Below are 14,864 nucleotides of genomic sequence, written 5' to 3'. Positions count from 1 at the left end.
TTTATTAAGCAGCAACAGGATTATGAAGTTTAGATTCTAAAAACATCCTTTTGTGGACGAGTGGATTTCTAACTTCATATGGTTTTTGATTTTTTAGTATTGAAAAAATATAGCGAAGTAGTTTATTCATAACAGCTACAAGTTTAACTTTTTTCTTTTTCTTATCAAGGGCTATGTGATAATATTCATACAAAACAAGATTTATTGGCTTTTTATTTTTACTTGTACGTATTGAAGCAAGAGCGACTGTGTACAAAGCTCTTCTACCTATAGCAGTACCACGTTTGGACATTTTATTGCGATCACCGCTAAAATTGCCAGATTGATTAACGCTAGGATCTACACCGAAAAAAGCTACAAGTTGTTGAGGCTTAGAAAAATTATTAATATCACCCATTTCAACTAACAAAGTAATTGCAGTTATATCACCAAGACCTTTGAAACTTTTAAGAAGATTAATATTTTGTTTAAATACTTCTCCAAAAGAGGCATTGTCAATATATTGGTGAATTTCATCTACAATATTTCTAAGTTGATTTGTATAAAAATCAAAACTTTCGCTAAAACGTATTACTTTAGATTCAAAAAGCAAGGGAGTAATACCAATGATATTGGCACTATTAGCGATTTTTATAAGTTTGTTATATTTATTATTAGCCCAACTAGAACCACGTCTTGATGACTTTGTTAGAAGTTCAATAACAACTTTGGGCTCAGCGTTAAGAAGATGTTTAGGTGTTGGATATTTTCTAATAAATATTAAAGGTGTCTTACCTGTTATATTAGCAAATGCATTTTGAAGTCCTGGATAGTTAATATAAATATTATTTGAGAAAGTTTTTTTCAAATTTGCCTTTAAATCAACAACTTTGTAATACTCACGAACTAGGAGTTTAAGGTGTAAAAACTCCTCACTAGTGAATGTTGAAGTCTTTACATTATCAAATTTACAAATTTTTGCGATGGAAAGAGAATCTAATTTATCAGTTTTTACTTTTCTTATGTTCGAATTCTTGTTAGAATTAGTTATCAGAGGATTTATTACATGTATATCAATCTGATTTTTAACAAGAAAATGAAGAAGAGTAAGATGATATATTCCCGTGGATTCGCAAAATACTTTGGGACTATCGTTAAACTCTTCTTCAATTTTTTGTAGAAAAAGAAGAAGTTTATTGAAGCCCCCAAGTGTATGGCTAATTTTAAGGTTCTTACGGAATACGTCGCCATTAGGTTTTAAAGCAGTAACTACTGAAAAATTAGCAGCAACATCAATGCCTACAACAGGCAAATGGTAATAGTTAGACATAAAATAACCCCCATTTAAAATAATAAAGAGTAACAATAATTAGTGAGTCAATTAACCTTGTAAGTGACACGAATAATTCTCTAATAATATTTATGATCAAAGAGAAATTCAACCAGCTAAATCAAAGAATCTCACAATAATGCAAGCTTTGTTACGAATATAAACTCAAGAAATGAGTCATTCAAGGAGAAGACGCATATACTCTTTATGAGATAACTATAATAGAAAAATTACAGTATGTTAAGTGGTTGAACTTATTTTTAATCACAAACAATATAAATGAATTAGGTAAGAATATTCGCAAGAAACTTAAGCAATATTTCTAACCTAATTATACAAGGAGACTTACATGAAAACACTAATACATGATTTTTCAATGTCACTAGAAGAATTTTATAATAATCTACCAGTTTTACAAGGTCACTACTATGCAAAAATAGAAAAAGAAAATCAAGATTATTGTACTAGTAGTAATATTGATTTTAATCAATCAAAAACAAAATACATTATTGCTTTTGCATATAGATTTTGTATTGATAGCATTGTAAATTTAAACGCATTAAAATGTTTTGATAAAAATAGCAATATTGTTGTCAAAGTAATCATTAATGAAGATATTATTAAAAATAAATTTACTAACATCGCTACGCCAATTCTAGTAGGCTTAGATGAAAATTACTCTGTCCTTTGGCAGTGGAACCGAACGCCAAAATTTATAGAAAACATTGAAAATAATTCTCCCCAGCAAGAAGTAATTGTAAAAAAAATGCTTTACAGAAAAGGTGTATACATTAAGAATACTTTTGAAGAATTAGTAGATTTAATTAGTAAAAACTAAATAATTTTTCTTTTACTAAGTTACTCACTAATACCAATTGGTTGCTGTTGGGTTACGCAGTGAATCATTCCACCGTATTTATACAACTCCCTTACATCTATTCCTACGACTTTGTGATTAGGATATAGGCTACTTATTATTTCATTCGCAGTTTCATCATTGGGATCATTGTAATTTGGCACTAAAATTACTTTATTTCCTATATAGAAATTTGCATATGATCCTTTGTAGCCTAATTTTTTGCCATTTTTTAGAATAACATTTTTTTTAGTAAGCGGTAAATATATATATTTATATTTTATTCCATCTTTATTTTTAGCATTAAATAGTACTTCTATATCATTTTTACTTACTCCCCACTCCAATAAATCACCCTTAGATAATGTAATTAAAGTTGATTTATTATAAAATTTAGCAAACCCGTCTATATGAAAATCTGTAATTTCCATACCTTTTACTCCATCAAGCCAAATAAAATTTGAAACTCCATAATTTTCTTCTAAATACATTTCTATCTCTTTTTCGCTTAGCAATGGATTTCTATTAGGATTAACTACAGCACTCCTTGTTAAAAGCAGACTTCCATTTCCATCTAATTCAATTGCTCCACCTTCTATTACAACGTCATTTAAATCTATGACTTCTATTCCTAATTTTTCACCCACATGTCTTCTTAGTAAACGATCTTTATTATAAGGAACTTTTTCTCCCCAACCATTAAATCCCCAGTCCATAATTTTAAGTTCATTATTTGTATCATAAACAAAAATAGGTCCATTATCTCTTGCCCATACATCGTCGGTTTGAAAAATGTTAAAATCAATTTTATCCATATTTACATTTGTAAGAAGTTCTTTGACATATTTCTCCTCTTTTTCATCATATGTAACTATATGAACTTTTTCTCCCACACTTAATTTTTTTGTCATTTCAAGCCAAATCGGAGTTAATTCTTCTTTATACCCTTTTCCATAAGTGTTATTATGGGGCCATTGAAGCCAAGTTCCTTCATGTTCACCCGCTTCATCTGGCAATCTATATTTTCCTAGAACTTCTACTTTTTCTTTACTAGCATTTGTATCTTCATTGTCAGTATCAATATTTTCTTCATTAGTAAAAATTTCTTTTTTAGAGCATCCCAAAACTGTTAGTAAAATTATAAGTATCAATACTGAAATTGTAATTATTTTGTTTATATGAATCATTGAATTTCTCCTTATAAAATTCCTATAGTTCTAATTCTTTTTTAACCTTCTTTGTAAGAGATTTATATACAATATTATAAGAATCATCTATAAGTCTTTTAATTAATGTTTCTTCTAATTCACCATCTAAATAGACTGTATTCCAATGAGTCTTATTCATATGATAACCTGGAATTATCTCTTTAAACATTTCCCTAAGTTCAATATTATCTTCCGGTGTATTTTTTAGATTAATACTTAATCTATCTTTTTCATGATCGCTAATAAGTGCAAACATTTTCCCGCCTACTTTAAAAACAGCAGTAACCATATCAAATGGGTAATATTCTATAGCATATGGCTTACTTAAAAAATATTTAACTACGTCTTCTCTAGTCATTTTTACCTCCTCTTTAAGTCAAAATTATTAAGCAATTGTACTTCTTTTATCATCAAATTTTTTATATTCTTCGTTCATCATAATTTTTTCTATTATATCAACCACTTTCCACACTTCAAAAAAAGAAGTATATAGAGCAATCGGTGCAAGTCTGATTGTATTTGGAAATCTAAAATCTGGTATAATATTATTATTTTTAATTGCTTCATTTATTCTTATTGCGTCATCATGCTCTAATGCAACATGTCCACCACGCCTTGAATGTTCTTTTGGAGTTCCTATTGTAAAATCAAATTTACTAAGTTTTTTTTCAATCAAAAATATCAAATAATCCGTAAGCTTTAACGATTTACTTCTTAAATTATCTATTCCAGCTTCTTCAAATATATTAAGAGAACCTTCAAGTGGCGCCATACTTAGTAAATGTGGAGTACTTATTTGAAAACCACCCGCATTTTTTGACTTAACAAAGTCTAATTTCATATCAAATTGACTCTCTTTTTTATATCCAAACCAACCCGCAAGCCCGGTTTCTCTATCAAAATGTTTTTTATTAATATAAATACTTGCTACTCCACCTGGTCCATTATTAAAATATTTGTATCCACACCAAAATGCAAAATCAACATCCCATTTAGATAATTCATGTCTAAACGCTCCTGCAGAATGACATAAATCAAATAGAACATAGATTCCTTTCTTATGCGCTTCTTTTGTAATTCTTTCTATATTTAAAAGCTGACCACTTCTGTATAAAACACTCGGCAAAATTACTAGCGCAATTTCATTCGTAAAAGAATTTATAATATCATCTTCATTAATCGTCTTACCATCATTGCTTTTTATAAGCTCAAGCACTTCTTCTACTTCATATCCTAAACTTTTAATATGGCTTTTTACTGCATAAATATCAGAAGGAAAATTAAGTTCGTCCATAATTATTTTGCTTCTGATTCCTTCTGGTTTATAAAATATAGATAATCCAATATGAAGATTTATTGTGGCTGAACTATGAATAATAATCTCATTTTCTGAGGTTCCCATAAATTTACTCATTTTTTTCGCCAATTCTTCAGCATAATAAAACCAAGGAATTTTAGCGTCTGACCAACCATTAATAGCAAGAGTTTTCCACTCGTTAAGCACTCTATTAACACATGTTTCTGCATCAATTGACATCATACCCAGAGAATTTCCATCCATATAAATCAAATCATTTTGAATATAAAACCTGTCTCTAAACTTTTTTGATTCATCTTCTAAATCAAGTTTTAAAGCATACTCTTTAGTTGCATCAAACATTTATTTTCCCCCTCTTATTATTCAATTCTATTAATATTATAACATATAAAATTATGATTCCACGTAGCCTACATTTTACATTGACATATTTAACTTGCACTTCATATGCTCAAAAAAAATGCAAGATACGTATCGCGACTGGGTTTGACGCTGACGTATCTTACATTGCATTTCTTACGCTCAAAAAACAAATGTAAATGAGCGACTAGCGGCTGGATCTGACGCCGGAGCACATTTACATTTGTTTTTTTTATTTTATAATAACTCAATTCCTACTTTTTTACATTCTTTTTTCATTTCTTCAGGCCAAGTACTTGCTTGTACCTCTCCAATATGTGCTTTTTGAAGGAAATACATACATATTCTTGATTGTCCAATTCCACCACCAACAGTATAAGGTAGCTCTCTATTTAGTAACATTGAATGAAATTCACTTCCACGTCTATCATCACAACCTGCTATAGTAAGCTGTTTGTCTAAAGATTTTTCATCTACTCTAATTCCCATAGAAGAAAGTTCAAATGCACTATCCATCATCGGATTCCAGAAAATAATATCCCCATTTAGCTCCCAATCATCGTAGTCAGGTGCACGTCCATCATGTTTATCTCCAGAAACTAATGCACCACCAATTTTCATAATAAAGACTGCTTTTTTTTCTTTTGTTATTATATCTTCTCTTTCTTTTGGAGTCATTTCGGGATATTTATCTTCAAGTTCTTGAGTAGTAATAAAGAAAATATCGTCTGGCAGAGTCTCACCAATTTTAGGATACAAAGAATGCACGTATTTACCTGTTTCCTTAAAAACTTTGTAAATGCCTTTAACAATTTCTTTTAATTTTTCTTCTGTTCTATCTTCTTTTCTAATTATTTTTTCCCAGTCCCACTGGTCAACATATACAGAATGTAGATTATCTAGTTCTTCATCACGTCTTATTGCATTCATATCAGTATAAAGACCTTCTCCAACATTAAACTTATATCTATATAGTGCCATTCTCTTCCACTTTGCAAGAGAATGAACAATTTGAACAGTACTTTTTGCATCTGGAATATCAAAACCTACAGCTCTTTCTGTTCCATTTAAGTTATCATTAAGTCCAGTTTCAGGTCTAACAAATAAAGGTGCTGAAACTCTTTTTAAATTAAGCTCTTCTGCTAATTTTACTTGAAAAAAATCTTTAATTTCTTTTATAGCTATTTCAGTTTCTAATAATCCAAGTGTTGCTTTGTAATCTTTTGGTACAAATAATTTTGACATAATAATCCTCCTAAAATAATGTTTTGTTAGTCTTAATCCAACCAATAATAATATTTATAATTTGCATGCAAATAAGTTTTATTCTTTTAATACGTTTGATCAAAACGAAGAATATAGTTTACTTGGGATTAAGAACTATTACCTTAGGACAAAAACAAAAAATCTCTCATCCACTAGGGACGAAAGATAAACTTCGTTATACCACCCATACATTACGTAATAGTTTCTTAATCAGTACGGACCAAAGTCGATACTGTACCCATTCTAACGGTTGGTTTCCGTCTGAGTCTACTCTCAATTAAGATTTCGATCAGCTGCTCAAAGATGTTCTTCAGAAATACTATTGATACTAGACTCTCACCCTCACTAGCTCGCTTAATCAATAAGTGTATTCTTACTCTTCTCGTCATCGCTTTTAATAACTCTTATGTTGTTTTACATTCTAGATCAAATTAAATTATTTGTCAATGATTTTTTTGAATAAAAATTTAATTTTACGTACGATAAAAACTGCACATTACTTATACATAAATTCTATAAAAAAATTGTTTTTTGATATTATAAATAAATACTAACTAATAGCCCCTGTATTTCACCAATTTTTTCTAATAAATTTATTTGTTTCTTCTCTTTTTTTAGTATAGCATCCGTTAACTGAGTTAATTTCGAATCTATATTTGATACCGTTCTAAGTATTCTCCCTCTTCCACCTCTTGAGAATCCTCTTTTTTCTTCAATTTTTAACCCAAATTCTACAGCTTCTTCAATAAAGCTTTTTACCATCTTTTTATAATCTAATAGCGATTCAACAGTTCGTTTTTCGTAAAGATTTTTTCCTTTTTCTTCGATTACATCAAGAATTTCTTCAAGTTTCTCTCTTGCATCATCATCTTCTTTTGCACTAAGAACTTCTATAAAACTAATTGAAGGCACTGTTTTTTTTGCCTTAGCTTTAGTATTTTTACCTACACCTTTTGCTTTTTTCGTCTTACTAATCTTCATGTTTAGTAACCTCATCTATTTTTGAAATCATGTTTATAATGCTTGAAACAACTGAAAATAGCTGTGATGGTATATTTTCTCTAAGGTCAGTTCCAATTTGATTTTTCAAAGTTTTTTTATCCTCTTCTATAGCTATCTTCTTATCTTTTGTATCTTTAATCAGAGTTTCAGCGATTCCTTCCATATCGTATTTATCTGTTTTTAGATATTCATTTATATCATTCTTTCTTTTAATCATATTTTAAAATCAAATCCTTCGTTTTTAGCTTGTATTTTTTCTTCAGTTTTTGTATTATTTTTTTTATTATCTTTATTTACTATATTAAGTTTTTTATAATTAATTTTGACAGGATTAAAGCCTACACTTTTAAATTCATTAAACAAATTATCTACAAGTGGATCTACTTTTGAAACAATTTCGTCATTATCATTACTAACTGTAACATTAATATTTTTATCATTAATATCAATTTTTATACCAGTTTCTCCGTATCTTTGTAAGTCTAACACAAAATATAAACTGCAGTTTTTCCAATCAATTCTCCCACCTTTTTTATTTGAGTTGACATACATTTTCACATTTTCTTTTTTTTCATAAAGTGTAATTGGAATATTGAAAATAAGCGTTTCTTTTTGAGCATTGAGATTGTTTTTATTTAGAAGCTGCTCGCCTGTTAAATCTCCTAGCATCTCTTTAGCTGATTCAACAATAGTGTTACTAAGTTTTTCATCACTTAATATTTTTAAAAGAGCCATTTTAAGATTATCCTTAATTTCAAGATTGTCTACCATGTCTTTATTATAGTACATTTTTTCACTAACTTCGTATTCGTGATTCAAACCAAGTGAGCGCATTAATTCAACAATCTCTCTAGCACCAACTTCATTTTTAGTATTCAGAGTAGTTTCTATATTTTGTTTACTTAATAACTCTTTAGCTTTTAAGTTAAGTTGAACTTCTACTCTCTTAATTGAAGGATCAAAAATAATCTTATCTATGCTTTTTTTTACATTTTTAATAATACTTAGAGATTTTGCTTTATCACCTTTATTTAGATATTTTAAAGCATCACTAAGATCACTTGACATTTTTATTAAATCTCTTTCATTTTTCATGCTTGTATAAAGATTTATATCGCTTTTCATAACTATATTATCAAGTTTTTCAATAGCTTTCGATATAATATCAGTTATTTTTTCTTTACTTGTAGCGTTTGAATTAACTGCTTTTTCAAGATTATCTGATATTAAAGATTTGCTCTTTTGAAACTCGTCTTTAACTTCTATTATTTTTGCTGTTATCTCTTTTCTAAGAAACATTTTTACATCAGATTTTCTCTCAAGATTACTTTCATCTATAAAATTATTAAGTACATTACTATCATCAGCAATTAAATTATTAATCTCATCTATAAAATTTTCAATGTTTTCTAAATTCTTTTCTAATTCATTTTCTTTGATATTAAAGTCATTTTCCTTAGTTTCGTCATTATTATACATATTCTCAATATTATCTAATTCTTTATTTTCTCCTATAGAATCTAACTTATTTTCTGTCTCTTTAACTATCAAATTTACATCATCACTAATATTTTTTAATCCATTTAAGATAATATTAACTTCGTTTTTTAATAAATCACCCTTACTATTTTCTAAGATTTTAGTATTACTTTCACTTAAGCTAATTATTTTATCTAAGCTTTTTATTAATTTATCACTAGTTATATTCGAGTTTACTATTAATTTTTTAAGTTTTTCCATATCAAATGAATCTACAATACTTTTAAGTTTTTCAAGTCTTTTTACTAGTTTTAGCATATCTTTAAACGATATAATTTTTGATTCTTTTCCTGAATCATTGATAAGTATATTCATTTCACCTTTAAGATCTATTTTAAGACCATATTCACTTTCTAATACTTTTACAGTTGCCTCTTTTAAAGAAGACCCGTTTTTAATTTCTGATATAATTTTTTCTTTTATATTATCATCTAAATTTAATTTATTTACCGCTTTTATAGCATCATCATTTTTTAAATTAGCAATATCTTCACTACTACTATTAGTTAAACTCTCAATCATGTCAGCTTTATTTGCTTCACTGTTTATAGCCGAGTTCATTGAACTAAGATTTTTTTCTGTTAAATCAACATCTTTTGAAATTGCCATATCAATAGTTTTAAGCTTTGACTCCAAAGAGCCTTTAGAATTTTTCAAAAAATTATTTACTTCATTTGCACTTGTTTTATCAACGCTTATATTTGCTCTATCCATTTTTCTAAGCGCTTCTTTTATGCCGCTTTGTTTTTCACTCTGTAAATTATTTATAATATCTTTATACTTAAAACTGCTATCACTATCTATATTTTTCTTTGCAGAATTATTTTTGTTTTCAGAGTTTAATATATTTAATTTATTTAAAAAGCTATTTGCAATTTTCATTATATCCACCTCTATAATTAAACGATTTTATCTAATTACTATATCGGTTCTATTTTAATAATTGTTACTTAATTTATGCAAAAAAGACATATAAGCTTTTTAAAAGCTTATATGTCTTTTGGATTATTGTTTAAAATCTATTACTATTAAACCCCTAAGTGTTTTACGTCAACTTTATTAATAAGATAAACTGATATAATAACCAAAATTCCACCAATTAATTGCATTAATGTAATCGTTTCGCCTAAAAAAATCATTGAAACAACAACTGAAACAATTGGAATAATATTTAAATACACAGCTGATCTAGATATTCCAAGATGCTTTAAACCAACTAAATTAAGATAAAAAGCCATAGCAGACGCAAATACTCCAAGCGCTAAAACATTTAATATAATTTTACTATCAACTAAAGACCAATTTGTCTTTTCAATTGCAGCAAAGGGTATAAAAAATATAGTTCCTATAAGAGACTGATAAAAAACAATAGAAAGTTGATTATATTTTTTAAACAAGGGTTTTGTAACTACTGCATAAATTACCGCTGTAATGGCTGCCATAAACATCATAATGTATCCTCTAGCAAAACCGGATGAAACAAGTTCTTTAAAATCAAAACCAACTATTAGTAAGACTCCTATTATAGATAATACTAAACACATCCATTTTTTAAAAGTGATTTTTGTTTTATATATTACACTCTCTGCAATTGTTGAAAGTACAGGAATGGAAGCTATTACTAAAGAAGCAATAGAAGCCGTTGTAATCTTTACTCCATTATTTTCAAAATAAAAATACGCAGTTATTCCAATCGCTCCCGCTATAACTAATAAGTAATAATCTTTACGATTAATAAATAAATTTTGTTTCTTAACTTTTACAAAAATAAATAAAAGAAAACTCGCTAATAAAAATCTAAGAAAACCAAGTGTCATTGGAGGAAGCACCGCTACAGCTACCTTAATATTTACAAATGAAACTCCCCAAATTATTACTGTTATAAGCATTGCTATTGAACCAATTTTTTTATCACTCATAATAATCTCCATATACTTTGTTATTTAACTACAATTCTAACAAGTTAAATTATAGCATACCCTAATTTTTTTTGTCAGTGTTTTTTATTAAAGCAAAAAAATAGTATAGTCGCATAAGCAACTATACTATTAGAATTATTAATAAATACAAACTAGTCTTTTTTTATATATTCTTCAGCAATATTACATGTTCCACAATCTTTAGAGCATCCTACACATTTTCCTTTTGATTGAAGTTTTATATTATTATATATTGTATAGGCTGCGTACCCTAATATAACTACTACAATAAAAATACTAATCATTGTACCTATCATAATAACACTTCCTTTTTAATTGCATATTAAAAATACAATAATGTTTCTAAGCAATAAATAAACTTCCTATTTGATATACTAACATGGCACTAAACCATGCTACTATAATTTGATAAACCACACTAAATCCTGTCCACTTCCATGAATTTGTTTCTCTCTTTATAACAGCGATTACCGCTATACAAGGAGTATATAGTAATACAAAAACCATAAAAGAATATGCTGAAAGCTGAGTAAAATAACCACTTAAATTAATTTTTAAAACGTCCATACTAGCATCTGCACCACCAAATAATATAGACATATTAGCTACAACTACTTCCTTTGCTGCTACACCAGACAAAAGTGAAAGTGCAGATTGCCAATTTCCAAAACCAAGTGGAATAAATAATGGTGCAATCAATTTACCTATACTTGCTCCAAAACTTTCTCCAACTGGTACTAATCCTGTAAAGTTAAAATTTAACAAGATCCAAAGAACTACTGCCGCACCAAAAATAACCGTTCCAGCTTTTGTAATATAATCTTTTACCTTTTCCCAAACATGGATATAAAGTGCTTTTAAAGTTGGAATTCTATAAGGCGGAAGTTCCATAATAAAGGGAGTTGGTTCACCTTTAAATAATGTTCTTCTAAAAATATATGCAAAAACCAGTGCCATTACCACTCCTAGTGCATAAAGAGAAAACATAACTAATGTTTCATAACCTGGAAAAAATATAGATGAAAATAATACATACACTGGAAAACGAGCACCACATGACATAAATGGATTAATTAGTATTGCAAGCAATCTATCTTTTTCATTTTCGAGCGAACGTGTACTCATAATTGCTGGAACATTACATCCAAAGCCTAATATCATAGGTATAAAAGCTTTACCACTTAGACCAACTTTCACCATCCATTTATCCATTATAAGAGCAACTCTTGCCATATAACCAGAGTCTTCAAGTACTGAAATAGCTAAAAATAATATTGCAATGTTAGGTACAAAGGAAAGAACTCCACCAACACCTGCTATTATCCCATCAACAATAAGAGAAATTACTAAACTTGAAACACCTAGTGAAGTCAATATACTTGTGACTCCATTTGAAAGAAAGCTACTAAAAAATATATCTAACCAATTTTGAAATATTCCGCCCACATTAAAAGTCAAATAAAATACAAAAGCCATCATAGCCATAAAAATAGGTATTCCTAAAAATCTATTTAAAAGTATTTTATCTACAAAATTACTTTTTTCATCAAATTTAATTTCCGGAATTTTTGTGCTTTTTTTTAGAAGCGAATCTATATAATCAAACTTCGTTTTAGTTATTATCTCTTCAAAATCAACTTCCTTATCTTCATTAAAATTTGGATATATATCAATAAGTTCTTCATCTTTTTCAAGAAGTTTTAAAGAAAGCCATCTTTTTTCATAATGTTTTAAATCATGTTTTTCAAGCCTTTGAGCAATATTATCAATTTCATTTTCTACTATTTTTTCATATTGAATCAAAAAATCACTTTTCTTGTCATAATTGTAATTAACAATAGTTTCTAAAAGAACATCTATTCCATGTTCATCTTTCGCTATAATAGGAACAACTGGAATGCCCATCAATTCAGACAGTTTTTTTACATTTATTTTAATGTTTTTCTTTTCTGCTTCATCCATCATATTAAGCGCTATTATCATGGGCCTTCTTAGTTCTAAGAGTTGAAGTGTTAAAAGTAAATTTCTTTCAATAAAGGAAGCGTCAACAATATTAATAACAATATCGCATCCTTCATTTATTATAAAATTTCTAGATATTTTTTCTTCCATGGAATAAGGAGAAATGCTATAAATACCTGGGAGATCAGTAACCACTATTTCATTATCCTTATATTTAAGATTTCCTTCTTTTTTTTCAACTGTTACTCCCGCCCAGTTACCAACATAATGATTCGCACCTGTAAGAGCATTAAATAAAGTTGTTTTTCCTGAATTAGGATTACCTAATAAAGCTAATTTAATATTATCCATTAACACACCTCTGTATTTTGAGAATCATTCTCACATATTTTGCATAAAAAATACTAAAAATCTAAAGTTATAACAAAAGATTAATAGTATATAATAATTAGTTTAATTAAAACTAAAACTCATCAACTAAAATTTTCGAAACTACACCTCTACCAAGAGCCAATCTAGTTCCTCTAATATCCACAATCATAGGACCATTTCTATGATTTGAAACTACATTAAATTTAACACCAGGTGTTAATCCCATATCTTGTAATTTTCTTTTTAACCTTGAACCTCTTGTAATTCCTTTTAAAATAACATTTTTTCCCGAATCAATCATATTTAATGGCATAATAACACCTCCAAGACTTTTAAAATGATATTCATTATCATCTATCTTCAACTTAATTGTAATACTAATGAGAGTCATTGTCAATAGCAAGTTATGAATTTAACAATTTTTTTTAAAACGCTTTATTCTATATTACTAGCACATAATTTAGCACTGGAAAACGCCCACTGTATATTATATCCCCCAGTATCACCATCTACGTCAAGTACTTCTCCTATAAAGTACAAGCCATTAATTTTTTTTACTTGCATTGTTTTAGAATTAATCTCACTAAGATCCACTCCGCCACTTGTTGTCATAGCAATATTATAATCACCAATATTTTTTATTTTATAGGTTATTTTAGTCGAATATTTAACAATGTTTTTTCTAACTTTTTTTGTTATTTCAGAAAGTTTTATATCCTTTTTAATTTTAGCCTTATCAAGTATATATTCACACAATCTACTACTTTTTATATTTTCACGCATAAAGGTAATTAATAATTTTTTACCATTTTCATTTGATTCCTTAATTATTTTTTTTTCAAATTTTTCACTTGTCATTTTAGAAAAATTTATTTTTAATATATCTCCAGAATCAAAATATCTTGAGTTATCTAAAATTACCGGACCAGAAAATCCTTTGTGGGTAATTAATAGACTTCCATTTATCTCATTTTTTAACTTATCTCCACAAAAAAGCTCAATATTAATATCTTTAAATGCTATTCCAGCGTAAGTAATCAAATCAAAGTTATCTATATAAACTGGTGTTAATGCTGGTTTTAAATTTGTAACTTTTATGTCAAATTCTTTTGCAAATTTGTATCCATCGCCACTTGAACCTGTTAGAGCGTATGATTTACCACCTGTTGCAATTACAATACTCTTGGAAATATATCTATCTTTATTAGTTTCAACAATAAAAGAGTCTTTTTTTTTCTCAATTTTAAATACATTTTCAGAAAGTTTTATTTTACTAGTATTAACATTATTAATTAATGCATTTAAGACATCATTAGAATTTAGAGATTTAGGAAATACTTTTCCATCAGTTCTAACAATTGATTCCAATCCAAGTCCTCTCATATATTCAATAGTTTTTTCATTTGAAAAATTATATAAAGCTTTTTTTACAAAAGATCTTTTTTTCCCATATTTTTCGTAAAACTCTTTTATATCGCCACCGTGAGTGTAATTACATTGCATTTTTCCTGATATAAGTAGTTTTTTTGCTAATTTGTTCTCTTTTTCAATAAGTAGTACATTCTTATGTTTTAATAAATTCATTAAAAAAACACCCGCTGCTCCTCCACCTATTATTATTACATCATACATCATATTTACCTTCTTTTTAATTATTATTCTATATTTATCTATTATTATACTATAACTTTTGGAGTACATTATAAAAAAGTGTTATAATAATTTTATAACA

Annotated in this window: 14 protein-coding genes; 1 reads left to right on the top strand and 13 read right to left on the bottom strand. The window is 27.8% G+C overall.

All coding sequences use genetic code 11. The annotated features are described in order from the left end of the window. Nucleotides 1-4 precede the first annotated feature (4 nt). Nucleotides 5-1,309, bottom strand: coding sequence for an IS110 family RNA-guided transposase (locus AACH12_RS01875; protein WP_338534762.1), 1,305 nt, complete (start codon nt 1,307-1,309; stop codon nt 5-7). A gap of 349 nt (nt 1,310-1,658) precedes the next feature. On the opposite strand from AACH12_RS01875, the gene AACH12_RS01870 reads away from it, so the two are divergent. Then, nucleotides 1,659-2,147, top strand: a complete 489-nt coding sequence (locus AACH12_RS01870) for a thioredoxin family protein (RefSeq protein ID WP_338536389.1) — start codon at nt 1,659-1,661, stop codon at nt 2,145-2,147. A 20-nt stretch (nt 2,148-2,167) separates the two neighbouring features. Here the strand turns inward: AACH12_RS01870 and AACH12_RS01865 are convergent, their stop codons facing one another. From AACH12_RS01865 to AACH12_RS01810, 12 genes are all read right to left on the bottom strand, one after another. Next, on the bottom strand, nt 2,168-3,352 hold the full coding sequence (locus AACH12_RS01865; protein WP_338536388.1) for an agmatine deiminase family protein: 1,185 nt from the start codon (nt 3,350-3,352) through the stop codon (nt 2,168-2,170). 22 nt (nt 3,353-3,374) lie between these two features. Next, on the bottom strand, nt 3,375-3,731 hold the full coding sequence (locus AACH12_RS01860; protein ID WP_338536387.1) for an MmcQ/YjbR family DNA-binding protein: 357 nt from the start codon (nt 3,729-3,731) through the stop codon (nt 3,375-3,377). A gap of 27 nt (nt 3,732-3,758) precedes the next feature. Continuing rightward, entirely contained in the window at nt 3,759-5,033 is a 1,275-nt protein-coding gene (kynU, locus tag AACH12_RS01855) for a kynureninase (RefSeq protein WP_338536386.1), read from the bottom strand. Between the two features lie 255 nt (nt 5,034-5,288). Further along, complete coding sequence (gene asnA, locus AACH12_RS01850; protein ID WP_338536385.1) at nt 5,289-6,296, bottom strand: aspartate--ammonia ligase; 1,008 nt, start codon at nt 6,294-6,296, stop codon at nt 5,289-5,291. Between the two features lie 558 nt (nt 6,297-6,854). After that, the gene (locus AACH12_RS01845) at nt 6,855-7,298 is read right to left on the bottom strand and encodes a YaaR family protein (RefSeq protein ID WP_338536384.1); all 444 of its coding nucleotides are present in this window, start codon (nt 7,296-7,298) and stop codon (nt 6,855-6,857) included. Further along, complete coding sequence (locus AACH12_RS01840) at nt 7,288-7,536, bottom strand: hypothetical protein (RefSeq protein WP_338536383.1); 249 nt, start codon at nt 7,534-7,536, stop codon at nt 7,288-7,290. The genes AACH12_RS01845 and AACH12_RS01840 overlap by 11 nt, the downstream gene beginning before the upstream one ends. After that, nucleotides 7,533-9,740: a hypothetical protein gene (locus AACH12_RS01835; protein ID WP_338536382.1), complete on the bottom strand. Its 2,208-nt coding sequence runs from the start codon at nt 9,738-9,740 to the stop codon at nt 7,533-7,535. Before AACH12_RS01835 ends, AACH12_RS01840 begins: the two co-directional genes overlap by 4 nt. Before the next feature lie 146 nt (nt 9,741-9,886). After that, entirely contained in the window at nt 9,887-10,777 is an 891-nt protein-coding gene (locus AACH12_RS01830; RefSeq protein WP_338536381.1) for a DMT family transporter, read from the bottom strand. Nucleotides 10,778-10,929: 152 nt separating this feature from the next. Further along, nucleotides 10,930-11,094 carry a FeoB-associated Cys-rich membrane protein gene (locus tag AACH12_RS01825; protein ID WP_338536380.1) on the bottom strand — a complete coding sequence of 55 codons (165 nt, stop codon included), beginning with the start codon at nt 11,092-11,094 and terminating at the stop codon, nt 10,930-10,932. A 46-nt stretch (nt 11,095-11,140) separates the two neighbouring features. Next, complete coding sequence (gene feoB / locus AACH12_RS01820) at nt 11,141-13,111, bottom strand: ferrous iron transport protein B (RefSeq protein ID WP_338536379.1); 1,971 nt, start codon at nt 13,109-13,111, stop codon at nt 11,141-11,143. A gap of 112 nt (nt 13,112-13,223) precedes the next feature. Next, nucleotides 13,224-13,445: a FeoA family protein gene (locus tag AACH12_RS01815; protein WP_338536378.1), complete on the bottom strand. Its 222-nt coding sequence runs from the start codon at nt 13,443-13,445 to the stop codon at nt 13,224-13,226. A 122-nt stretch (nt 13,446-13,567) separates the two neighbouring features. Next, complete coding sequence (locus AACH12_RS01810; protein WP_338536377.1) at nt 13,568-14,767, bottom strand: BaiN/RdsA family NAD(P)/FAD-dependent oxidoreductase; 1,200 nt, start codon at nt 14,765-14,767, stop codon at nt 13,568-13,570. Nucleotides 14,768-14,864: the final 97 nt, after the last annotated feature.

The organism is Helicovermis profundi, assembly GCF_033097505.1.
Classification (GTDB): Bacteria; Bacillota; Clostridia; order Peptostreptococcales; family Acidaminobacteraceae; genus Helicovermis; species Helicovermis profundi.
The sequence above is the reverse complement of the archived record's forward strand: the minus strand, read 5'-3'. Positions and strand labels throughout refer to the sequence as shown.